Genomic DNA, 21,730 nt, shown 5'->3' on the forward strand with positions numbered 1-21,730 from the left:
GTTATTTAAAATTCCTTATGATGGATCTACCAAGAATAATGGTTGATCAAATTCTACAGGTGAAGAGTCGTCAACTAAGACTTTCACTATTTTTCCTGAAACTTCTGATTCAATTTCATTGAAAAGTTTCATTGCTTCGATCACACATAAAACACTTCCTTCTGATATAGAATCTCCAACTTCAACAAAAACGGGTTTATCAGGAGATGGTTTTCTATAGAAAGTACCAATTATTGGTGACTTAATAGTAATATATTTATCATTATCGTCGGCAGGTGCAGGAGGTGTAGAAGCTTCCGTTGCTGCTGGCGTTTGTTGCGCTACAGGAACAATAGGTGCTGCTTGTTGCGGAATTCCAGCCATAGGAATTTGCTGCACTACAGTCGTTGTTTCGCCTTTAGCTTCTCCGGTTTTAATGGTGATTTTTACATCGTCCATTTCAAGTTTTACTTCACTTGCTCCAGATTTGGCTACGAATTTAATTAAGTTTTGAATTTCTTTTAAATCCATGGATATAGGTTTTTAGTCGTTTCTAGTTTGAGTTTGAGTTATATGCCCATTTCAGGTAGATTGCTCCCCAAGTAAAACCACCACCGAAAGCAGCGAATACAAGGTTATCTCCTTTTTTGAGTTGTTTTTCATAATCATGCAAACATAAAGGAAGCGTTCCAGAGGTTGTATTTCCATAACGCTGAATGTTTACCATTACTTTACTTTCATCTACGCCCATACGCCTTGCTGTGGCATCAATGATACGTTTGTTGGCTTGGTGTGGTACTAACCATTGCACATCTTCATTCGTCAGGTTGTTATCTTCCATGATTTTTGCACTTACATCTGCCATGTTCGATACTGCGAATTTGAAAACTGTTTTTCCGTCTTGAAATACGGTATGTTGATTGTTTTCTACGGTTTCTTTTGATGCTGGTAAGATAGATCCGCCAGCGTCTATTTTTAGTGATTCTCTTCCGATTCCATCACTTCTTAGATATTCGTCTTGCAATCCAAGTCCTTCTTCATTTGGCTCAAATAATACTGCGCCAGCTCCATCTCCAAAGATAATACAAGTTGCTCTATCTGTGTAATCAATAATTGAAGACATTTTATCTGCTCCAATTAGTAATATTTTTTTGTACCGTCCTGATTCAATGTAACTCGCTGCTGTAGACATTCCATATAAGAAACTAGAACAGGCAGCTTGCAAGTCAAAAGCAAATGCATTTGTTGCGCCTATTTTACTTGCTGTATATACTGCTGTAGATGCTACAGGCATATCAGGTGTTGCTGTGGCAACAATTACCAAGTCAATTTCTTTTGGGTCTAGATTTTTCTTTGCGATTAAGTTCTCCGCAGCTTTGATAGCTAAATATGAAGTTCCCGCTCCTTCTTCTTTAAGAATTCGGCGTTCTTTGATACCTGTTCGAGAGGTGATCCACTCATCATTAGTATCAACCATTGTTTCAAGTATCTTGTTGGTTAATACAAATTCAGGAACATATGCTCCTACAGCTGTTATTGCTGCTGTAATTTTGGTCATACCTTAACGTTGGTTTTTTTGTTTTTTAACAAAAATTCATTAAAAACTAAACGAAATTACTAAAATTCTCTGATAATCTTGGCAAAATATATCGTTTTTACATTTTTAACAAAAAATGAACAAATAAAAAACTCCCACAAAAGTGAGAGCTTTTATCACTATAACAATACGTATGTTATGCTAAGTTTTCTTCTACTGTATTATCAATTAATACTTTTCCTCTGTAATATAATTTTCCTTCGTGCCAGTGAGCTCTGTGATATAAGTGTGCTTCACCAGTAGTTGGGCACGTAGCGATTTGAGGAACTGATGCTTTGTAATGTGTTCTTCTCTTATCTCTTCTTGTTTTCGAGATTTTTCTCTTAGGATGTGCCATTTTCTATATTTATTTATTATCCGTTAATAGTTTCTTTAATGTATTCCAACGAGGATCTATTTCCTCTTCAGTTTCTTTTTTTTCTGTACCAGGTTGTAATTCTTCTAACTTTTCTAGTATGTCCGACTGTAATGTACCATCTTCAATACCTGGATGAATTCTTTTTGAAGGCACTGCTAACACAACCATTTCATATATATATTGTGCAACATTGATTTCATACTCTCCATGCGGAACGATCAAAATTTCTTCATTTTCATCATTGTATTCGTTTCCGAATTGCACAATTAAGTCTAAATTATCTTCAACAGGCAGCTCAAAAGGCTCATTCGTTACATCACAATTTACAGTTACAGTTCCTATTGCATTGAATGTTAATTCAAGCATGGTTGCTTTTTTGTGAAATTCTAACGTTGCTTTTAGAGCAGTTTCATTGAATTCATCAAAATCAAAAAGTGTAAAGAACGAATTATCAATTTGATATTCGAACTGGTGCTTTCCTTCTTTTAATCCTATAAAAGGAATGTTAAAGTCCTTTAGTTCCATCATCTTAAACATCAGTTTCGAGCGTGCAAAGATATAAATTTTTTTGTACGAACGTTAAGTTGTTAACATTTTTTTGTTTATATCTTGGCAGGTCGCTTTTTTAGCGGGTTTTTTGCAATTTCCTGATAGATGTTTCTGCTTCTAAAAATCTGGATTCCAGTAAATACCGCCTCTTTAAATGAGTTATGATCAGCTTTGTTTTTTCCTGCAATTTCGTATGCTGTTCCATGATCTGGAGATGTACGCACTCTATTAAGTCCTGCTGTAAAATTGACACCTTGTCCAAATGACAACGTTTTAAACGGAATTAATCCTTGATCGTGATACGCTGCTAAGATTGCATCAAAGTTTTTATAATTACTCGATGCAAAGAAACTATCAGCTGCATACGGTCCAAAAACTAGTTTCCCTTCATTTTTAATTTTTTCTAAGGTTGGTTTTAATACTTCATCATCTTCTACACCAATAACACCATTGTCTCCAACATGCGGATTAATGCCCAAAATTGCAATTTTAGGTTTACTAATTCCGAAGTCTTGTTTTAAGGTATTATATATAATGTCTACTTTTTTCTGAATGAGTTCTGGTGTAATGGCTTCCGAAACATCTTTTACAGCAACATGATCCGTTAATAACCCTACACGCAATGAACCATTTACCATTAACATTAAACTATCGCCTTCTAAGTTTTCTCCTAAATAATCTGTATGTCCTGGAAATTTAAAATCTTCCGACTGCACATTGTGCTTATTTATAGGTGCAGTTACTAACACATCAATTACACCTTCTTTTAAGGCTTTCGTAGCTTCCACAAATGATTTTATGGCAAATTGCCCAACAACTTCCGATGATTTTCCGTATTCAATTGTTACCTGTTCTTTTGAAATGTTTACAATGTTTACTTTACCATGTTGTGCTTTATCTGCGCTTTGAATTCCGTGAAGGTTTGTTTGTATATTGAAATGTTTCTTCTGAAATGATAAAATTTTAGTAGAACCAAATATAATAGGTGTACACAATTCTAGCATCCTGTTATCTTCAAATGTCTTCAAAATCACTTCTGTTCCGATACCATTTAAATCTCCAATCGAAATCCCTACTTTTATTTTTTCCTCTTTCTTCATTTAAGTTTTAAAACTTTTATTTCTTAATTTTACATGCAAATTTAACGAAATAAATACATGTTTACAGGGATTATTGAAGAATTAGGTGTGATTACGCATCTTGAAAAAGAAAAAGAAAACCTTCATATTACAGTTCAAAGCAGTTTAACGCCTGAATTGAAAATTGATCAAAGTGTTGCGCACAATGGTGTTTGCCTTACTGTTGTTGATAGAAATCTTGAAGAAAACACATATGTTGTTACTGCTATTCAGGAAACATTAGAGAAAACAAATTTAAATACTTGGCATGTAAATGATCGTGTAAATTTGGAACGCGCTATGAAACTAGGTGATCGATTGGACGGTCATATTGTGCAAGGTCATGTAGATCAAATTGGTACTTGTATTTCTATTCGAGAAAGTGAAGGAAGTTGGTATTATACCTTTGAATACGATTCTACATTAAATAATATTACTATAGAAAAAGGTTCCATTACAGTAAATGGTACAAGCCTTACTGTCATAAACTCAGATAAGAATTCATTCTCAGTAGCTATTATACCATATACTTATGAACATACAACGTTTCAATTTTTCAACGTTGGTTCATTAGTAAACTTGGAATTTGATGTTATCGGTAAGTATGTAGCAAGACTTCAGGGGCAATAGAAGTTAATTACTTTTCACTTTTTTCCGTATACCATACAATAATCCAGCCGCAAGTACACCTATTAGACCTGCATCAATCGGGAATCCCGGAGGTGCTGGTGGTCCTGGTGCTGGTGGAGGCGTGATTTGGGCGTGTGTTTCTGTTAAAAAAGCTAATGCTATTATAACAAAAAACAACAAGGTCTTTTGATTTATTTGTGCCATAACGGTGTAAAAGTAAAAAATTATAAGTCTCAACAAAAGATTTTACGTCATATCATTCATAAATAATCTATAAAACGACAAAAATAATCGATCAAGCAAGTATTTTCGTCCTTTTTGCGTCTTTTTCTTTATATAAAAATTCAATTTAGAAACTAAAATTAACACTACAAAACAATTTTTAGAGTGCTTACAGTTTATTAACGCTGTTTTTACATAGTAAATTTTATATTCTTAAAATTATATTCAAAAAATGTTCCAATAAATCACTATTTGTATATCTGTTCTAAATTTTATTAAGGTTTTTTTAAGAGTTTTAAAGTAAACTAATGGATAAATTTGCAGTCTAACCATCTAAAATAACCTCATCAAATGCGAAACATTGTACTTTCGGTCATTGGAGTATTACTTATTGTAGGCGCAGTTTTTCTAGCAAAAGAAATAGCCAATAGTAAAAAGAAGACAAGACCTGTTCCTGAAAAAGTAGTAAAAACTGTTTTTACAGATACGGTTCAAAATAAAACAATTCCTATCATTATTCCTGCAAATGGAAGTCTTGTTGCAAAACGTCGTGTAGAAATATTTGCTGAAGTTCAAGGAATTTTCAAATCTGGTAGAAAATTATTCAAGCCAGGACAAACTTTTCGAAAAGGAGAAACGTTAATTCGTATTGATGCTGCCGAATATTACGCTGGAGTACAATCTTCCAAAAGTAATTTATACAATTCTATTGCAGCCATTATGCCCGATTTACGGTTGGATTTCCCAGAAGTATATCAAAAATGGCAAACCTACCTTACAAGTTTCGATCTAAATAAAACAACACCGAAGTTACCCGAAATGACTTCAGAAAAAGAAAAATACTTTATTACAGGTCGAAATATTGTTACTAATTATTACAATGTTAAGAATTTAGAACAACGATTGGCAAAGTATACGATTAGTGCGCCTTTCTCAGGAATTTTAACAGAAGGACTTGTTACAGAAGGCTCATTGGTTAGAAATGGACAAAAATTAGGTGAGTTTATTGATACTTCTATATATGAAATGGAAGTAGCATTGAGTAAAAAGTATGCAAGCTTGTTGAAAATAGGTGAAAAAGTAGCATTGAACAATATTGAAAAAACACAGACATTTTCAGGAGTCGTTTCGCGTATCAACGGAAATATCGATCAAACTACACAAACTATTACAGCTTTTATAGAAGTAAAAGATGATACATTGCGAGAAGGAATGTATTTGGAAGCAAATTTAAATGCTAAAGATGAAACAAATGCAATTGAAATCAATCGAAGTTTAGTCCTTGATAATGATCAAATATTTATTGTTCGTGATAGCATTTTAGATTTAATAGATGCTAAACCTGTATATTTTTCAGATAAAAAAGTTGTCTTAAAGAATATTCCTGACGGAACAGTTATCCTCTCAAAACCTGTTCCTGGTGCCTATGCCGGAATGCTAGTAAAACCTTTCCAATCTAAAAAAGCAAAGTAAGTCATGAGAAAACTAATTGCTTACTTTATAAAGCACAGCGTTGCCGTAAATATCGTTGTGATCATGTTTGGTATTTTTGGTGCTTATGGTGCATACACGTTAAAATCTTCTTTTTTCCCTCTGGCAGATTCTAAAAATGTAAACATTACTATTGTTTATCCAGGAGCTTCACCACAAGAAGTTGAAGAAGGAATTGTGCTAAAAATAGAAGACAATCTAAAAGGATTAAATGGTGTAGAACGCGTAACCTCAACCTCAAGAGAAAATAGCGGAACAATTAATGTCGAAATCGAAAAAGGAAAAGATATCGACTTTATGCTGTTGGAAATAAAAAATGCGGTAGATCGTGTACCTTCTTTCCCTGCTGGTATGGAACCTTTGGTAGTTGCCAAGAGTGAAGCCGTTCGTGAAACCATTTCGTTTGCCATTAGTGGAAGCAATATTCCATTAGCTACCTTAAAACAAATTGGACGACAAGTTGAAAACGATTTACGTGGAATTGACGGGATTTCTCAAATAGAAATTTCTGGATATCCAGATGAAGAAATAGAAATTGCAATTAATGAAACTAACTTATTAGCTTATAATTTGTCATTTGCGGAAGTTTCAGACGCCATTAACCAAGCAAGTTTAATTACTACTGGTGGAACTATTAAAACGAGCTCAGAAGAATATTTAATTCGTGCCAACGCACGTTCGTATTACGCAAATGAGTTGTCAAACTTAGTCGTAAAATCAGATGCATCTGGAAGAATTATTCGATTAAAAGATGTTGCCGAAGTACGCGATCAATTTTCAGAAACACCAAATGCCAACTATTTTGATGGGAATCTTGCGATCAATGTCAGCATCACAAGTACCAATACAGAAGATTTAATTTCTTCTGCAGAAAATGTAAAAGAATACATTACTGATTTCAATCAAAAGTATGATAATGTACAACTAGATGTCGTACGTGACTTATCTATCACTTTAGTACAACGTACCGAATTACTTAGCTGGAATGCTTTTATAGGTATGATATTGGTACTTCTATTTTTATCATTATTCCTAAATACGCGTTTGGCATTTTGGGTAGCCTTTGGTTTGCCTGTTGCCTTTTTAGGAATGTTCATGTTTGCAAGTTATTTCAATATAACAATTAATGTTTTATCTCTTTTCGGGATGATTATTGTGATTGGTATTTTGGTGGATGATGGAATTGTCATTGCCGAAAACATATATCAACAATACGAAAAAGGGAAATCGCCTGAAGAAGCAGCTATTGATGGTGTTATGGAAGTATTACCTGCTATTATTTCGGCTATACTAACAACGATTTTAGCCTTTAGTATCTTCTTGTTTTTAGATGGCAGAATTGGTGATTTCTTCGGAGAAGTTTCTGTTGTAGTAATTCTAACTTTAATTGTATCGCTTGTAGAAGCCTTAATCATATTACCTGCGCATTTAGCGCATTCCAAAGCATTGCAACCACAGAAAGAAGAACCTAAAAAGCTATTGCCTAGATTATTTTCAAAACTACGCTACATCAATACATTTGGTGATTTTATTATGAGTTGGTTGCGCGACAAAGTATACAGTCCTACATTACGATTCGCATTAAGACATAAGTTTTTAATGTTCTCATTTTTTATTGTATTCCTTATTCTGACCAAAGCAAGTTTTGATGCAGGAATCATTAGAGGTGCGTTTTTCCCAAGAATTGCGAGTGACAGAGTGACCATTACACTAAATATGCCTAATGGAACCAATGAAAAAGTAACAGATAGTATTATTTCATTTATAGAAGACAAAGCACAATTAGTGACCAAAGAGCTAAATGATGAATATATAGGAGAAGACTCAGAAAAATATTTGGTTGAAAATATGATTCGTCGTGTAGGTCCAGGATCTTCCACCGCTTCTTTAGTAATTAACCTTTTGCCTGGTGAAGAACGTCCAAATGAAATTGGTTCTAATATGGTTTCAAATCGTATTAAAAAAGCAGTTGGTGATGTTATTGGTATTGAAAGTTTGGTATACGGAAGTGGCGGAAACTTTGGTGGACTTCCAGTATCTATATCTTTATTAGGAAATAATATTTCAGAATTAAAAGCAGTAAAAACAGAGTTAAAGAAAGTATTAGAAGGCAATATCTTACTAAAAGATGTTACTGACACAGATCCGGCAGGAATCAAAGAAATTCGTTTGGAATTGAACGAAAGTGCATACGCATTAGGTTTAAACCTCCGAACTGTGATGTCGCAAGTACGAGCTGCATTTTTTGGCGCACAAGCACAGCGTTTTCAAAGAGGTCAGGATGAAATTCGCATTTGGATTCGTTATGACAAACCTAATCGTTCTTCTATCAACAATTTAGACAATATGCGTATTGTAGCACCAAACGGACAACGTATTCCTTTAAAAGAAATAGCAAGTTATAGCATAGAACGCGGAGATGTAGCCATTAATCACTTGGAAGGTCGTCGTGAAATTCAGGTTTCAGCAGACATTAAAGACACTAAAAAAACAAGTGCCACCGATGTTATGGCAGAACTCAAGGATGAAATTATGCCGGAAATCTTATCACGATATCCAACCGTAACACCATCATATGAAGGACAAAACAGAGAGCGTAATAAATTGATGAATTCGTTGGGTCCAGTAGGAATTACGGTTTTAATTCTCATCTACATTGTCATTGCATTTACATTTAGAAGTTACAGTCAGCCATTATTATTATTATTATTAATTCCGTTGAGTTTACCAGCCGTCGCTTGGGGACATTGGATTCATGATTATTCGGTAAATATTTTATCCATGTTAGGAATTATTGCCCTTATCGGAATTATGGTCAACGACGGACTCGTCTTAATTGGAAAATTCAATAACAACTTACGAGACGGAATGCTATTTGATGAAGCATTATACGAAGCTGGACGCGCACGTTTTAGAGCTATTTTCTTAACATCAATTACCACTGTAGCTGGTTTGGCTCCGTTAATTTTTGAAGAAAGTAGACAAGCAAAATTCTTAATTCCAATGGCAGTTTCTATTGCATACGGAATTGGGTTTGCAACGATATTAACCTTAATTGTGTTACCAATATTCTTATCATTTAGTAATTATATCAAAACAACTGGAAAATGGTTGTGGTTCAATAGAACTATTACCAAAGAAGAAGTAGAACGTGTTGTAAGAGAACAAAGGCATGAAGACGCTCTCTTACAACAAAAGCAAAATGCAATACAAATAGAAGATGAAGAAGTTGAATATATTCTTAATCAACAAAACGAAGCAAATGAACTATAGAAATCACTTTATATATATACTAGTTTTCTTCACAATGTTCGCAAATGCACAACAAATGCTTACGCCAGAAGAAGCAATTCAATTGACCTTATCGCATAACTACGGAATTAAAATTGCCAATAATACAGTTGAAGTTGCCAAAAATAATACAAGTGTATTAAACTCTGGATATTTGCCAACAGTTACTGGAAATGCTGGTGCAACCTATAATTTGGACAATACTGAAGCCGAATTTTCGAACGGAGAAACAACAACTTTAAACGGTGCCGAAAGTTCACGATATAATGCTTCTGTAAACTTAAATTATACATTATTTGATGGTTTAGGTCGATTATATAATTACAAACGATTAAAAGAACAACATCAGCTTTCAGAATTAGAAGCACGCGAAACGATTGAAAATACATTGCTACAACTCTTTTCAGTGTACTATTCAGTAGCACAACTTTCTGAAAACACAAAAGCTATTAAAGAAACTTTTGCTATTTCTAAAGATCGATTGACACGATCAGAATATCAATTTGAATATGGTCAAAACACAAAATTGGAAGTATTAAACGCTCAAGTTGATATTAATAACGATAGTATCAATATTGTAAATACGAATCAGCAACTAAAAAATACAAAACGCGACCTCAACGTAATTTTAGGAAACAAGCTATCAGAAGAATTTAGTGTGAATACAGATATTTCTTTTCTATTGGAAATCACAAAAGAAGATTTGTGGACAAAAACAAAGGCAAATAATGTTTCAGTATTACAGATTGAAAAAAATATCAATATTAGTTCGTTAGATATAAAATCGAATCGATCGCAATACCTACCAACAGTTGGTTTAACAGGAACCTATGGTTGGAATAAAAATAACAATAATGCAGCTTCATTTGTTGCCGTTTCAACCAATACAGGGCTTTCTGGTGGCATTAATTTATCTTGGAACCTATTTGATGGCGGAGGCACAATAACACGTGTAAAAAACGCAAAAATTGCACTTGAAAATCAACAACTTCAAAAAGAACAAGTGTTAATTGATTTGGAACGTAATTTCAATAATGCTTGGGACGATTATCAGAATAAGCTCTTAATTTATCAATTACAAGAAGAAAACATTACTACTGCAACAAATAATTTTGATCGCAGCAAAGAAAAGTTCAAAATAGGACAAGTAAACTCTATTGAATTTCGCCAGGCACAATTGAATTTATTAAATGCCGAACTCAGCCGAAACCAAGCAAAATACAACGCAAAATTAGCAGAATTGACCGTTTTACAATTAAGTGGTGAATTGTTGAATGTAAAATTCTAGCTATTACTTTTTTATTTCGACGACACTCAATACAAGCATTTCTTAGGTTTTTTTGAAACTAGTTGTAAAAACAGTACTTTTATTCAAAAATTGCATAATTCACTAAATTTCAATAGGAATTCACCTTTGTGTACCTAAAAATTTAGGAATTATTTTGACCAATCAATCTCTTAGTTTTTCATGATAATTAAATTTTATCTAAAACAATAGAGACTAACTATTTAACCAATTAAAATTTTATGAAAAAGTTATTTTTAATTCCATTTCTTCTATGTACTTCATTTATTTTTTCGCAAAACAACCCTACCGTAATTATTGAAGGTAATTTTTTAGGGAAAACAATGCCACTTCGAGACTTTGTATTGAGTCCAGAACAAACCTACAAGGTTAACGAAATAAAAATAATTCCTAACAATTTAAGAGCAAATGAAAAATTAAATCCTAATGGACTTCCAATAGATGGTGTTGATCCATTAAGACAACGTTCTAATAATAGCTATTCACCAACGTTTAGTTTAGAAGAGAACTTTGATGGTATTTCAGCAAATGAATCAGGTGGTTCTACACCTCCAGATCCTTCAGGTGCTGCAGGACCAAATCATTATGTAAATGCTGTAAATACTGCGATAAAGATTTTTGACAAATCGGGAAACCTCTTAGCAGGACCAACACCTTTAGGTACATTCTTGGGTTCAGGAAATAACGATGGTGATCCCATTATAATGTACGATCATCTTGCCGATAGATATTTTGTAAGTCAATTTGGGGCAGCGCCAAACTCTTTAGTTTTAGGAGTTTCAGATACGCCCGACCCAACAGGAGCATATAATGTTTATGAGTATATTTTTGACGCTTTACCTGATTATCCACACTATTCAATATGGCCTGATGGATACTATTTAACTGTAAACAAAGGAGGAGCAGAAAATGTATTTGTATTAGAAAGAGATGTGATAATAAATGGTGGTGCAAACCCTCAAATTGTAGGTTTTTCGTTACCAGGAATCGTTAATAACCCAAATACCGTTTTTAGTCCTGAGCCAGCAAACCTTTTAGGAACTAATTTTCCTGCTAATACTCCAGGTTATATTGTATATCTTCAAGATGATGGATGGAACAATTCAATACCAAATGACCATTTAAAAGTATGGGAAATTGATATGGATTGGAACGTTCCTGCAAATTCCGTAATTTCAGCTCCGCTAGATATTCCGTTAAATGCCTTCGATTCTGTATTTGCTCCATTTGGAACAGGTGATGTTGACCAACCAGGAACAAATCAAAAAATTGATATGATTGGTGGTGTAATATCGTATGCTGCAAATTATAGAAGTTTTGGATCTCATAACTCATGGGTTATAACATTTAATGTAGACGTAGATGGTAATGATACTTCTGGTATACGTTGGGTTGAATTAAGAAACAGCGCATCAACTGGTTGGAGTGTGTATCAAGAAGGTACATACGCACCTACAGACGGTAATAGTCGCTTTATGGGTTCTGCTGCAATAGATTTACAAGGAAATATTGGTTTAGGTTTCAATATTGCTAGTGGTACTTTACCTGTTGGTATTGCATACACTGGTCGTTTTAACACAGACCCTTTAGGCCAAATGAGTGTTGCTGAAACTACAATAATTACTGGTGGAGGTGTGCAAACATTTTCTAATAGATTTGGTGATTATTCACACCTTACAATGGATCCCGATGGATTTACTTTTTGGCATACAGCCGAGTACTTTGCGGCAACTAATGTTTGGCAATCGCGAATAGCTTCTTTTAAGTTATCTCCTGGTTTTGATAATGATACAGGTATAGTAGATATTATTAGCCCTGTAAACGGAACTTTATCAAATTCAGAAACTGTAGAAGTTACCATAAGAAACTTTGGTAATTTAAGTCAATCAAATATTCCTGTAGAGCTTAGAGTTGATGGCGCATTGGTAGCTTCAGAAGTATTTACAGGTACAATTAATTCGGGTGATGTTGCAAATTATACTTTTTCACAAGCCATTGATTTATCAAATTATGGTCAAACTTACGCTCTAGAAGCAAAAACTGCACTCACAGCGGACCAATTTGTAGCAAATGATCCATATAGTAAAGACGTTACATACTTACGTGGTAATGATGTTGGAGTTACAAGTATTAGTTCGCCAGCAACCGGAACAAATCTCGGTAACGAAACTGTAACAGTAACTGTTAGAAATTTTGGTTCTAATCCACAAAGTAATATCCCTGTACAATATACTACAGATAGTGGAGCATCTGTTACTGAAACAATAACTGCTACAATTAACCCTGAAGAAGAACTTGAGTACAGCTTTACGCAAACTGTAGATCTATCAAGTATTGATACCTATTTAATTACAGGTACAACATTATTAGGTAGTGATGAAGAACCAAGCAACAATAGCACTAGTATAACCGTTGAAAATACAATTTGCGCACCTTCGCAAGATTGTAGCTTTGGTGATGGCTTGACATTATTTTCTGTTGCTGAAATAAACAATAGTTCTGGATGTGAAGGTTATGGTGATTTTACAAGTCAAATTGCAAGTTTAGATCTTGATACTACGTATCAATTAACTGTTACAACAAATTATGGGAATCAATATTTAACTGTTTGGATAGATTTTAATGATAATAATACTTTTGAAGTAAGTGAAAAAGTAGTTACTGATTATATAATTGGTGCGAATCAAACCAATGGTACTTTCACTGAAACTCTAGATTTAATAATACCTGCCAATGCAACTACAGGTAACCATAGAATGAGAGCAAAAACAAATTGGAATGGTGTTGTTCCTGATGATGCATGTGAAGAAACAACATATGGTGAAACGGAAGATTATACCGCAAGTATTCAAACCTTAGGTGTTCAAGAGTTTTCGTTTATCAATAACTCAGATCTTAAAATTATAGACAAAGGTGAAAACCAATTTGAAGCGATATTAAATACCTCTTATACTGGTGATGTTTATGCTGCAATATATAATATAAGTGGACAACAACTTAAGTTTAAAAATCTATCTAAGTCATCTATCAATTCTTATATTATGAAATTAGATATGTCACAAGCTTCTTCTGGTGTATATACTTTAAAAATAGGAGGAACAGATATAAACTCAAAAATAACTCAAAAATTTATTGTAAGATAGTACTGTTTTAACGTATTGTTTTATACACTAATAAATACAAAACCACCAATAAGATCTTATTGGTGGTTTTTTAATATTTTACAATGTCTAACAGTTGAATTATTTCTGCGCAAATAATATCAGCATTTTCCTTTTTTGTAAAAATAGTAGCATGGTTTCCATCTATAGAGGTTTGTGTGCCGTTCGTAGAAAGATCAGCAATTTCTTTCTGCATTTTTAACCATTCTGAGTCATTTGCTTCATTTGCAGTGAATACTCTAATAGGTAGTGAACCAAAGTCATTTACTGCTGCTGCTCGTTCTAATCCTGAATGATACCATTTCAATTCATTTCTGTAGGCTCTGACGTATTTTCCATCAATAAAAAAATCGCGCGTACGGTTGTTAATTTCATCAGGCAATCCTTCTGCAGCTAATATAGGACCTGTAAGACTTTCATAAAGTGTCAAAATTCCCATATCTCCCAAAACTGCTTGTATATTTAAAACACCTAATACTAATTGAAACTTATTGGAAGATTTTTGGGTTAAATTAATTCTCTCAACTTGTTCAGGATGTGATGCATCTAAAAAAACCATTCCAACAACTTCATCAGGATATAATTCTGTAAACACACGTATATAGGGTCCACCAAACGAATGACCTGCCAAAATATATGGAGGTGATTCTCCAGATTTTTCCAATAATAAGTGTAATTCATTAGCAATCGTTACAGGATCACGAGGCGTATTGCTTAGCTCACTATATCCAATTCCTGCGCGATCATAACGAACTACACGCATGCTATTTTTAAGTCCTTCATTTAACCAATAATAGTAATCACTTGCTGTTCCGGCTCCACCTTCTATAACAAGTGTTGGTTTGTTACTTTTTTCTCCAGCAGCATTTATATGTAATTTAAAACCGCCAATATCAACAAGTTTTCCTTCAGGTTTTTGTGGTTCAACTCCAAATAAACGAAAAGCAAGACCAGCCAAAATGATTAACATCAATACTGATCCTATCGATACACCAATCCATTTTAAAATTTTTAAGAATATTTTCATCGTACTATTTTTTGATTAATTCAGATCAAACGTACATTCATGTAAAAGCATCTTATAATTATTTTGACGAATCAAATAAGAAGCAACACACACATACTTTTAATACACACAAATACCATTGAATAAAAAAATAATAGTGTTTGACTCAAAATATATAGTGTTGGTCAAAAAGATTGTTCATCGCTAAGAGGAATCTTATTTTTGTGCTATGATTCCTTTTCTTCAAAAAAATTATGGTGCTTTTATCAAAGGAGCAATTGTTACTATTGGATTGAGCATTATGCTTAGTAAAGCTAGTTTTATCATTATTAAACCTGCATACGTCTCTACACCTATTTATTTTGCTACACATATCTTTAGTTTCATCTTTTGTTGGTTGGTGCTTTCTTTTTTGATTCTTAAGTTTCCTCCGTATAAAATTGCTATTGTGGTTGGGTTACTTGTTGCAATCATGATTATTGAAAACTTCATAAATATTCCATTTAGCCTTGTTACGATTCCACTATTGATACTATTTTGGTTAGGAGTTGCCTATCTTATTGCGCCTGAATTTTTCAAAAAATATAAAATTGCTATTCTGTCGGCATATGGTATCATTTTATCTTACTTTTTCATCTTTAGAATGCTGCCTAATTATATAGAAGATCACCACCAAAACTTCCTCAACTTTGTAGTAATTCCTATTCCTGTTTTTATAAGTTTATGGATTTACGAACAATGGCGTTGGTTAAAAACACTAAAAACAGATAAAGCAAAAGCGGAATTATCATCACTTAAAAGTCAAATCAATCCGCATTTTTTCTTTAATACGTTGAATAATTTGTATGGTTTGATTATTGAAAAATCTGAAAAAGCTCCAGAAGTCGTTTTAAAACTTTCCGATATGATGCGTTATACGGTTTATGAAGGTAAAAAAGATTTCGTATTCGTAAAAGATGAAATTCGTTATCTTGAAAATTACATTGAATTACATAAAATCCGCTATCAAAAAAATGTAGAAATTACATTTACTCATGATGTGAAAAAAGATTTAAAAGTTGCTCCGTTGTTATTTATTATTTTACTAGAAAACGCTTTTAAGCATGGTGTAGAAAAAATGCGGAAAAATGCTTTTATTCATCTTCAAATGCAATCACACGAAGATCAACTTGTTTTTACAATTAAAAATAATTTTGATGACGTTGAATCAAATCACACACATGGAATTGGTTTGGAAAATTTGAAAAAAAGATTAGACTATTTATACCATGATCGACATGAATTAATTGTGGAGCAAACTGCAACTATCTATACAGTCCATCTAAATCTTGAAATACTATGAATTATTGTATTATTGACGACGAACCTATTGCCCATCGTATCATAGAAGGATATTGCGAAAACCTATCATATCTCCAAAAAACAGGGAACTGTTATGATGCCTTTGAAGCAATGCAACTATTAAAAAACAATAGTGTTGATTTAATTTTTTTGGACATTAATATGCCTAAACTCTCTGGTTTTGAGTTATTAAAAACAATGCAGCAATTTCCAAAAGTAATTGTGACTTCAGCTTATGAAGAGTTTGCTTTGGAAGGATACGAATTAAACATTTCCGATTATTTACTAAAACCTTTTTCGTTTGAACGTTTTTTAAAAGCAATCAATAAAGTTATTGCTCACGAACATGCGACTTTAGCTGTTTCTCCTGAAAAAAAGAATGCTAGTTTTTTCCTTAAAGGCGATAAAAAAATGCATCAAATACAACTTGGCGATATTTTATTTATTGAAGCATCTGGAAACTATACAAAGGTGTTTTTAACGCACGAAATGATCATAAGTCATGAAAAAATCTCCTCTTTGGAAACCTTATTACCTGTTTCTGACTTTTTGAGAGTACACAAGTCTTTCATTGTTGCAACTAGTAAAATAAAGACAATAGAAGGAAATCGGATCACAATTAGAGAGCATTTTGTACCTATTGGGCAAACGTATAAGCATAATTTAAAACAGCTCTTTCGCAAAGAATAATCTATACTTCCAACTTATACCCAACGCCATGTACATTGGTAAGTTTAATAGCGTCGTCTTCTTTAAGTTTTTTGCGAATTTTTGAAATATACGTGTCCAAACTTCTGCCGACAATAACGCCATTGTCTTCCCAAACCTTCTTCGTTAATTCGTCACGAGTGACAATCTGATTTGGGTTTGCAATGAAAATCTTCAGCAATTCACATTCTTTCTTTGATAAGCTAATTTCGGTTGCTTCTTTTATCAATTTATTCTGATCTGGGAAAAATTGAAAACTTCCCAATTGTGCATACTTTTCGTTAATTTCTGGTGTGGTTTCTATTGGTTTTTTTCTAAAAAAGAACAATTCCATCACAATGAAAATCAAAATAATAATACCATATAAAAAGCCTGCTATGTTGGTATATGCTGTTTTAACTTCTGTAAATCGGACTTCAACAGTATAGCAATTTTCAGGCAACGAACGACTTCTACACGGTATAATAGTCGTTTCGTCAAATTCGGTCATTTGATAACTATATCCAACTTCTCCATCTGTACACTGAATTACCTCAACAAGGTATTGCGGAGGAAGTTTTGCCTTTTTAAAACTATCTTCAACAATTGCGACCAACGTACTTGGTTCAAACGTGAGTTGACTTTGAAAGGAAAGCTCATATTTGAGTCTTTTAATTTCTTTGACAGGCAAAATTAAAGAAGTACTGTCTTTTTCGGTTAACAATAACTTGTTTCCAGCATCACGTAATGCAATCTTTACCTTTTCGGAAAACTGCGTTTCTGCCTTATTAGGTTTTGAAAATTGCCAAATCAATAACCCAATCAATATCAATACACTATATAGATAAATACGTTTTTTGCCCATAATTGCTGTAAATAACATACAATTTCGTGACTTTTTACAACTGTTGACACTTCTTTTGCACTTTTTTGACATTTTTTAATACGTGTTCGATCTAGTTTTACTTCAAAATCAAAACATTCAAAAAATGAGCAAGTTTATCACACTCGTTGTAGTTTTTTTAAGCATAAGCTATAACACAAATCATGATCAATTAGACATAAACACAAAACTTCCTTTACAAGAAGAAGCTATAAAAACAGTGGAACCATACAATATTAAATTTCAAATTGAAAAATTAAAGAACACTACATACAACTTAATTATTGAGATGGAATTGGGTGAAGATGCACATTATGTTTCTCCAAACTCTAAAGGTGAGTATTCAGGTATTTTTTCCATGATTATTGAAGAAAATACAAAGCTTAGCGCGAATGGAAAATTTTCAGAAACTCCACTATCGAAAGAAAGTACAGATCCTTGGACTGGCAATCCTGTAAACTTTGTAACAGAAAATACCATACACACACAACAATTTACCATTTCTGATACAAATGATTTTGAAGTTTCTGGTTTGATTCAATTTACGATTGAACCACGTTGCACATTAGAAAAAGTACATTTTACCATTACAAATACATCCGGAAACCTAAAAATTAAACGTACAAACACAAAACAGTAATCATAAAATTAAAAACAGATGAAAAAATATATTTTACTATTCGTATTCACGTTATTTTCAATCGTATTTTCAAATGCACAAGATGAATTATATGAACAAGAGCAACTTCCTATTAACACCTCTAAAAGTGACATAAAATGGTCCTGTGATTATAGTTTTTACTTTAGTGGACATTTTGGTTTTGTAAAGTTTAAAGAAGGTTATTTTACCAAAGCTGATGGTAAAATTTCAGGTGGAACTTTTACGATTGATTTGCATACGCTTGAAGCTACTGATATGAATGTTGATGGTAATAAAGGTTTAACAGATCATTTAAAAGATACTGACTTCTTTGAAGTAAATACTCATCCAACGGCAACCTTAGTCATTACAAGTATACGTTATCATGATACAACGAGTTTTGAAGCAAAAGCCAATTTGACAATTAAAGGAGTTACACAATCTGTAAAGTTTCAGGCAGAACTTGATTTTGACAAAAAAACGATGAAAACAAAGTTCAAAATTGATCGAACACGTTGGGGAATTAATTACAATAGTAAATTGAAAGACAAAGCCATTTCGGATGCTATTGGTTTTGATGTAACATTAAGTTTGTAATTTGTAGACATGAAATATCCGCTACTTTTAATTATATTTTTTTGGGCAATCAATGTATTTGGGCAAAAAAAGCAAGAAACAAATTTATTAACTTCAGATGTTTCTTGGGGAAAAGAAATCATTAAGATGCCATTACACTTTGCGCCTGAAATTCCATATAAAGGCGTGGAAGAATTACGTTTTTCTCCAGATTGGTCAAAACAAAAAAGTGATGGTTATTGGACATATGCATTTGTTTGGGATGTTGATTTAGACAAAAAATTAACAGCAACCGATTTAGAAACTGATTTGCAATACTATTTTGACGGTTTAATGGCTGGTGTGAACAAAGATAAAGGCAAAGTATTGCCAAAAACGATTGCTTTTGTACTTCAAAAAGAAAACAATGCAAATGAATTTGTTGGAAAGCTTCAAATATACAATTCGTTTCACACCAGAGATATTATGACCATATATTGTACCGTGAAACAATACTATTGTGCTAAAAAGCAGAAATCAATGGTCATGTTTCGTTTTTCTCCAAAACCATTAGAACATACTATTTGGAATGAATTGAATGCAATAAAAATTCGTAAAAAACCTTGTGAAGGTTAGATATTACTTAAAACATACAAGCTAAAGCCTTTCGGGAAATTGAAAGGCTTTTATGCATTCATAGAAGGTTTATAACAATCTACAATTTGTTAATTATATGTTAAAAACATACAAACCTGTCTGTTTGTTTGAAAGTGTTTATATATTTGACCCATGAAAAAATTAGGCGTAAAAGAACGCATTATAGAAACTGCTTCAGAATTATTTTATACTGAAGGTTACAATCAAACAGGAATTAATCAAATCATTGCTGAAGCCAATGTTGCAAAAGCAAGCATGTACCAACATTTCAGGTCTAAAGAAGACATTGCTGTAGAATATTTAAAAAGAAAACATATAAATTGGGTTGGAGATTTATTGAGTTATATATCTGAAGAAACGAATACTAAAGATCAACTTTTAAAGAGTTTCGACTATTTAAACGACTGGCTAACAAGTGTAAACTTTAGAGGCTGTGGTTTTCAAAATATAATTACAGATTTACCTAAAGATCAACAAAAAATTAAAGATCAAGTTGTTTTACATAAAAATGAATTACGAAAATGGATTCACGGATTATTAAAAGAATCACCCGAATATAATACAAGAAATACAACTCAATTAGGAGATCAAATTCTCGTATCAATGGAAGGCTCTATTATATTATCACAAATTCAAAAAAATAACTGGCCAATTAAAGCAGCAAAAATAACCTGTGAAGCACTTTTAGCTTAAATAGTACTAACAAAAATATAATTTACTAACATTTAAAAAAACAGACTTGTCTGTATATATTTTACATTATGAAAAAAATAACACCACCTTTTACAAAAGAATCTGCAACAGCAAAAGTACAAGCGGCTGAAGACGCCTGGAATAGTAAAAACCCAGAAAAAGTATCTATGGCTTACTCCTTAGACTCGCAATGGAGAAATAGAGATCTATTCTTTACTGGAAGAAAAGCAATTGCTAAATTTTTATCAGACAAATGGAATAAAGAACTGCATTACAAACTAAAAAAATATTTATGGTCATTTACTGAAAATAGAATCTCTGTTCGATTTGAATATGAATGGCAAGATGCAGTTTCAGGTCAATGGAAAAGAACGCATGGCAACGAACATTGGGAATTTGATGAAGAAGGTTTAATGCAAATCCGAGACATGAGCGCTAATGATATTAACATCAAAGAAACGGAACGAAAGTTTAAATAGTCAATAAAATCAAGAAATTATAATAAACACAAAAACATGAAAACACAAATTTTAAAAACAGTAATAGGTATTGCAGCTATAATTGCACTATCATTAGGATTATTCTCTTTTAATACAACAACAAGAATGAAAAAAGAAATGCCAAAAGAAAAAACAACACAACCTACATTTCATAAAAATGTAAAAGTAAATGGTGTAAACATCTTTTATCGTGAAGCAGGAAATATAAATAAGCCAACCATCTTATTATTACATGGTTATCCAACATCATCACATATGTTTCGTAATTTAATAACAGACTTGTCTGTTCAATATCATGTATTAGCTCCTGATTACCCTGGTTTTGGTAGAAGTGATCAACCAAAAATGAAAGACTTCAAGTATACGTTTGACAATATGTCGAAAGTTGTTGAAGGTTTCTTAAAAGAATTAAAGGTCAAAAAATACAGTATCTATTTAATGGATTATGGTGCACCAATTGGTTTTAGAATTGCAGCAAAATACCCTAATCGAGTAGAATCATTAATTATTCAAAACGGAAACGCTTATGATGAAGGTTTACGCGATTTCTGGATTCCTCTTAAAAAGTTTTGGAACGATTATACACCTGAAAAAGCAAAATCATTAGAAGGGTTCCATTCAATAGATGGTCTAAAATGGCAATATACACATGGTGTACAAGATCCGTCAAAAATTAGTCCTGACAACTGGCAGATAGATTTACAACACCTAACAAGAGAAGAAAATAACGAGATTCAATTAGCGATGTTTTATGATTATAGAACCAATGTTCTGTTGTATCCAGAATGGCAAGCATATTTTAGAAAACATCAACCACCAACGTTAATTGTTTGGGGAAAAAATGACCAAATATTTCCTGCTGAAGGCGCACATCCTTATAAAAGAGATTTAAAAAATGTAGAAATGCATTTATTAGACACTGGACATTTTGCTTTAGAAGAAAAAGGCGATGAAATTGCTAACTATATTTTAAAATTCTTGAAAAAGAACAATATAAAATAGGCTTTATAGATATTTTAAAACAAAAAAGCCTTTCAGGAAACTGAAAGGCTTTCGCTTTAATAGG

Annotated in this window: 21 protein-coding genes; 13 read left to right on the forward strand and 8 right to left on the reverse strand. The window is 32.7% G+C overall.

Annotated elements, in window-relative coordinates:
* Window positions 1-15: 15 nt before the first annotated feature.
* The 5 genes from accB to pdxA all read right to left on the reverse strand — a co-directional run bounded on the left by accB (window position 16) and on the right by pdxA (window position 3,583).
* Window positions 16-510: an acetyl-CoA carboxylase biotin carboxyl carrier protein gene (gene accB / locus ACUUYC_RS07060; protein WP_474264916.1), complete on the reverse strand. Its 495-nt coding sequence runs from the start codon at window positions 508-510 to the stop codon at window positions 16-18.
* 22 nt (window positions 511-532) lie between these two features.
* Window positions 533-1,537: a beta-ketoacyl-ACP synthase III gene (locus ACUUYC_RS07065; protein ID WP_474264918.1), complete on the reverse strand. Its 1,005-nt coding sequence runs from the start codon at window positions 1,535-1,537 to the stop codon at window positions 533-535.
* A 175-nt stretch (window positions 1,538-1,712) separates the two neighbouring features.
* Entirely contained in the window at window positions 1,713-1,913 is a 201-nt protein-coding gene (gene rpmF / locus ACUUYC_RS07070; RefSeq protein ID WP_474264921.1) for a 50S ribosomal protein L32, read from the reverse strand.
* A gap of 9 nt (window positions 1,914-1,922) precedes the next feature.
* Window positions 1,923-2,462 (reverse strand): YceD family protein, encoded by a 540-nt coding sequence (locus ACUUYC_RS07075; RefSeq protein WP_474264923.1) that lies wholly within the window; start codon window positions 2,460-2,462, stop codon window positions 1,923-1,925.
* Between the two features lie 74 nt (window positions 2,463-2,536).
* A complete protein-coding gene (gene pdxA / locus ACUUYC_RS07080; protein ID WP_474264926.1) occupies window positions 2,537-3,583 on the reverse strand; it encodes a 4-hydroxythreonine-4-phosphate dehydrogenase PdxA in 1,047 nt (348 codons plus the stop codon).
* Window positions 3,584-3,640: 57 nt separating this feature from the next.
* Here pdxA and ACUUYC_RS07085 point away from each other — a divergent pair, with 57 nt between their 5' ends.
* Window positions 3,641-4,231, forward strand: coding sequence for a riboflavin synthase (locus ACUUYC_RS07085; RefSeq protein ID WP_474264928.1), 591 nt, complete (start codon window positions 3,641-3,643; stop codon window positions 4,229-4,231).
* A gap of 3 nt (window positions 4,232-4,234) precedes the next feature.
* On the opposite strand, the gene ACUUYC_RS07090 is transcribed toward ACUUYC_RS07085, so the two are convergent.
* Complete coding sequence (locus ACUUYC_RS07090; protein WP_474264930.1) at window positions 4,235-4,435, reverse strand: hypothetical protein; 201 nt, start codon at window positions 4,433-4,435, stop codon at window positions 4,235-4,237.
* Window positions 4,436-4,804: 369 nt separating this feature from the next.
* Here ACUUYC_RS07090 and ACUUYC_RS07095 point away from each other — a divergent pair, with 369 nt between their 5' ends.
* The 4 genes from ACUUYC_RS07095 to ACUUYC_RS07110 all read left to right on the forward strand — a co-directional run bounded on the left by ACUUYC_RS07095 (window position 4,805) and on the right by ACUUYC_RS07110 (window position 13,684).
* A complete protein-coding gene (locus ACUUYC_RS07095) occupies window positions 4,805-5,926 on the forward strand; it encodes an efflux RND transporter periplasmic adaptor subunit (RefSeq protein WP_474264932.1) in 1,122 nt (373 codons plus the stop codon).
* A gap of 3 nt (window positions 5,927-5,929) precedes the next feature.
* Window positions 5,930-9,217 (forward strand): efflux RND transporter permease subunit, encoded by a 3,288-nt coding sequence (locus tag ACUUYC_RS07100; RefSeq protein ID WP_474264934.1) that lies wholly within the window; start codon window positions 5,930-5,932, stop codon window positions 9,215-9,217.
* Window positions 9,207-10,523, forward strand: coding sequence for a TolC family protein (locus ACUUYC_RS07105; protein ID WP_474264936.1), 1,317 nt, complete (start codon window positions 9,207-9,209; stop codon window positions 10,521-10,523). Before ACUUYC_RS07100 ends, ACUUYC_RS07105 begins: the two co-directional genes overlap by 11 nt.
* A 239-nt stretch (window positions 10,524-10,762) precedes the next feature.
* Window positions 10,763-13,684, forward strand: coding sequence for a GEVED domain-containing protein (locus ACUUYC_RS07110; RefSeq protein WP_474264938.1), 2,922 nt, complete (start codon window positions 10,763-10,765; stop codon window positions 13,682-13,684).
* Between the two features lie 70 nt (window positions 13,685-13,754).
* On the opposite strand, the gene ACUUYC_RS07115 is transcribed toward ACUUYC_RS07110, so the two are convergent.
* Window positions 13,755-14,729: an alpha/beta fold hydrolase gene (locus ACUUYC_RS07115; protein WP_474264940.1), complete on the reverse strand. Its 975-nt coding sequence runs from the start codon at window positions 14,727-14,729 to the stop codon at window positions 13,755-13,757.
* Window positions 14,730-14,937: 208 nt separating this feature from the next.
* On the opposite strand from ACUUYC_RS07115, the gene ACUUYC_RS07120 reads away from it, so the two are divergent.
* Together ACUUYC_RS07120 and ACUUYC_RS07125 are read left to right on the forward strand one after the other, a co-directional pair.
* Complete coding sequence (locus ACUUYC_RS07120; RefSeq protein ID WP_474264942.1) at window positions 14,938-16,050, forward strand: sensor histidine kinase; 1,113 nt, start codon at window positions 14,938-14,940, stop codon at window positions 16,048-16,050.
* Window positions 16,047-16,739, forward strand: a complete 693-nt coding sequence (locus ACUUYC_RS07125; RefSeq protein ID WP_474264944.1) for a LytR/AlgR family response regulator transcription factor — start codon at window positions 16,047-16,049, stop codon at window positions 16,737-16,739. The genes ACUUYC_RS07120 and ACUUYC_RS07125 overlap by 4 nt, the downstream gene beginning before the upstream one ends.
* A gap of 1 nt (window position 16,740) precedes the next feature.
* On the opposite strand, the gene ACUUYC_RS07130 is transcribed toward ACUUYC_RS07125, so the two are convergent.
* Complete coding sequence (locus ACUUYC_RS07130) at window positions 16,741-17,619, reverse strand: winged helix-turn-helix domain-containing protein (RefSeq protein ID WP_474264946.1); 879 nt, start codon at window positions 17,617-17,619, stop codon at window positions 16,741-16,743.
* 106 nt (window positions 17,620-17,725) lie between these two features.
* Here ACUUYC_RS07130 and ACUUYC_RS07135 point away from each other — a divergent pair, with 106 nt between their 5' ends.
* The 6 genes from ACUUYC_RS07135 (at window position 17,726) to ACUUYC_RS07160 (ending at window position 21,666) form a co-directional block, all read left to right on the forward strand.
* Window positions 17,726-18,259 carry a hypothetical protein gene (locus tag ACUUYC_RS07135; RefSeq protein ID WP_474264948.1) on the forward strand — a complete coding sequence of 178 codons (534 nt, stop codon included), beginning with the start codon at window positions 17,726-17,728 and terminating at the stop codon, window positions 18,257-18,259.
* Window positions 18,260-18,277: 18 nt separating this feature from the next.
* Complete coding sequence (locus tag ACUUYC_RS07140; protein WP_474264950.1) at window positions 18,278-18,856, forward strand: YceI family protein; 579 nt, start codon at window positions 18,278-18,280, stop codon at window positions 18,854-18,856.
* Between the two features lie 9 nt (window positions 18,857-18,865).
* Window positions 18,866-19,450, forward strand: a complete 585-nt coding sequence (locus tag ACUUYC_RS07145; protein WP_474264952.1) for a hypothetical protein — start codon at window positions 18,866-18,868, stop codon at window positions 19,448-19,450.
* 153 nt (window positions 19,451-19,603) lie between these two features.
* Window positions 19,604-20,164 (forward strand): TetR/AcrR family transcriptional regulator, encoded by a 561-nt coding sequence (locus ACUUYC_RS07150; protein WP_474264954.1) that lies wholly within the window; start codon window positions 19,604-19,606, stop codon window positions 20,162-20,164.
* A 68-nt stretch (window positions 20,165-20,232) separates the two neighbouring features.
* Entirely contained in the window at window positions 20,233-20,643 is a 411-nt protein-coding gene (locus ACUUYC_RS07155) for a nuclear transport factor 2 family protein (protein WP_474264955.1), read from the forward strand.
* A gap of 36 nt (window positions 20,644-20,679) precedes the next feature.
* Entirely contained in the window at window positions 20,680-21,666 is a 987-nt protein-coding gene (locus tag ACUUYC_RS07160; protein ID WP_474264956.1) for an alpha/beta fold hydrolase, read from the forward strand.
* Window positions 21,667-21,730: the final 64 nt, after the last annotated feature.

It is taken from the genome of Kordia sp. E, from assembly GCF_056033805.1.

What these genes read in the sequence shown, in the direction of transcription:
- accB (WP_474264916.1), bottom strand. Translation starts at nt 510, where the DNA reads ATGGATTTAAAAGAAATTCAAAACTTAATTAAATTCGTAGCCAAATCT.
- ACUUYC_RS07065 (WP_474264918.1), bottom strand. Translation starts at nt 1,537, where the DNA reads ATGACCAAAATTACAGCAGCAATAACAGCTGTAGGAGCATATGTTCCT.
- rpmF (WP_474264921.1), bottom strand. Translation starts at nt 1,913, where the DNA reads ATGGCACATCCTAAGAGAAAAATCTCGAAAACAAGAAGAGATAAGAGA.
- ACUUYC_RS07075 (WP_474264923.1), bottom strand. Translation starts at nt 2,462, where the DNA reads ATGATGGAACTAAAGGACTTTAACATTCCTTTTATAGGATTAAAAGAA.
- pdxA (WP_474264926.1), bottom strand. Translation starts at nt 3,583, where the DNA reads ATGAAGAAAGAGGAAAAAATAAAAGTAGGGATTTCGATTGGAGATTTA.
- ACUUYC_RS07085 (WP_474264928.1), top strand. Translation starts at nt 3,641, where the DNA reads ATGTTTACAGGGATTATTGAAGAATTAGGTGTGATTACGCATCTTGAA.
- ACUUYC_RS07090 (WP_474264930.1), bottom strand. Translation starts at nt 4,435, where the DNA reads ATGGCACAAATAAATCAAAAGACCTTGTTGTTTTTTGTTATAATAGCA.
- ACUUYC_RS07095 (WP_474264932.1), top strand. Translation starts at nt 4,805, where the DNA reads ATGCGAAACATTGTACTTTCGGTCATTGGAGTATTACTTATTGTAGGC.
- ACUUYC_RS07100 (WP_474264934.1), top strand. Translation starts at nt 5,930, where the DNA reads ATGAGAAAACTAATTGCTTACTTTATAAAGCACAGCGTTGCCGTAAAT.
- ACUUYC_RS07105 (WP_474264936.1), top strand. Translation starts at nt 9,207, where the DNA reads ATGAACTATAGAAATCACTTTATATATATACTAGTTTTCTTCACAATG.
- ACUUYC_RS07110 (WP_474264938.1), top strand. Translation starts at nt 10,763, where the DNA reads ATGAAAAAGTTATTTTTAATTCCATTTCTTCTATGTACTTCATTTATT.
- ACUUYC_RS07115 (WP_474264940.1), bottom strand. Translation starts at nt 14,729, where the DNA reads ATGAAAATATTCTTAAAAATTTTAAAATGGATTGGTGTATCGATAGGA.
- ACUUYC_RS07120 (WP_474264942.1), top strand. Translation starts at nt 14,938, where the DNA reads ATGATTCCTTTTCTTCAAAAAAATTATGGTGCTTTTATCAAAGGAGCA.
- ACUUYC_RS07125 (WP_474264944.1), top strand. Translation starts at nt 16,047, where the DNA reads ATGAATTATTGTATTATTGACGACGAACCTATTGCCCATCGTATCATA.
- ACUUYC_RS07130 (WP_474264946.1), bottom strand. Translation starts at nt 17,619, where the DNA reads ATGTTATTTACAGCAATTATGGGCAAAAAACGTATTTATCTATATAGT.
- ACUUYC_RS07135 (WP_474264948.1), top strand. Translation starts at nt 17,726, where the DNA reads ATGAGCAAGTTTATCACACTCGTTGTAGTTTTTTTAAGCATAAGCTAT.
- ACUUYC_RS07140 (WP_474264950.1), top strand. Translation starts at nt 18,278, where the DNA reads ATGAAAAAATATATTTTACTATTCGTATTCACGTTATTTTCAATCGTA.
- ACUUYC_RS07145 (WP_474264952.1), top strand. Translation starts at nt 18,866, where the DNA reads ATGAAATATCCGCTACTTTTAATTATATTTTTTTGGGCAATCAATGTA.
- ACUUYC_RS07150 (WP_474264954.1), top strand. Translation starts at nt 19,604, where the DNA reads ATGAAAAAATTAGGCGTAAAAGAACGCATTATAGAAACTGCTTCAGAA.
- ACUUYC_RS07155 (WP_474264955.1), top strand. Translation starts at nt 20,233, where the DNA reads ATGAAAAAAATAACACCACCTTTTACAAAAGAATCTGCAACAGCAAAA.
- ACUUYC_RS07160 (WP_474264956.1), top strand. Translation starts at nt 20,680, where the DNA reads ATGAAAACACAAATTTTAAAAACAGTAATAGGTATTGCAGCTATAATT.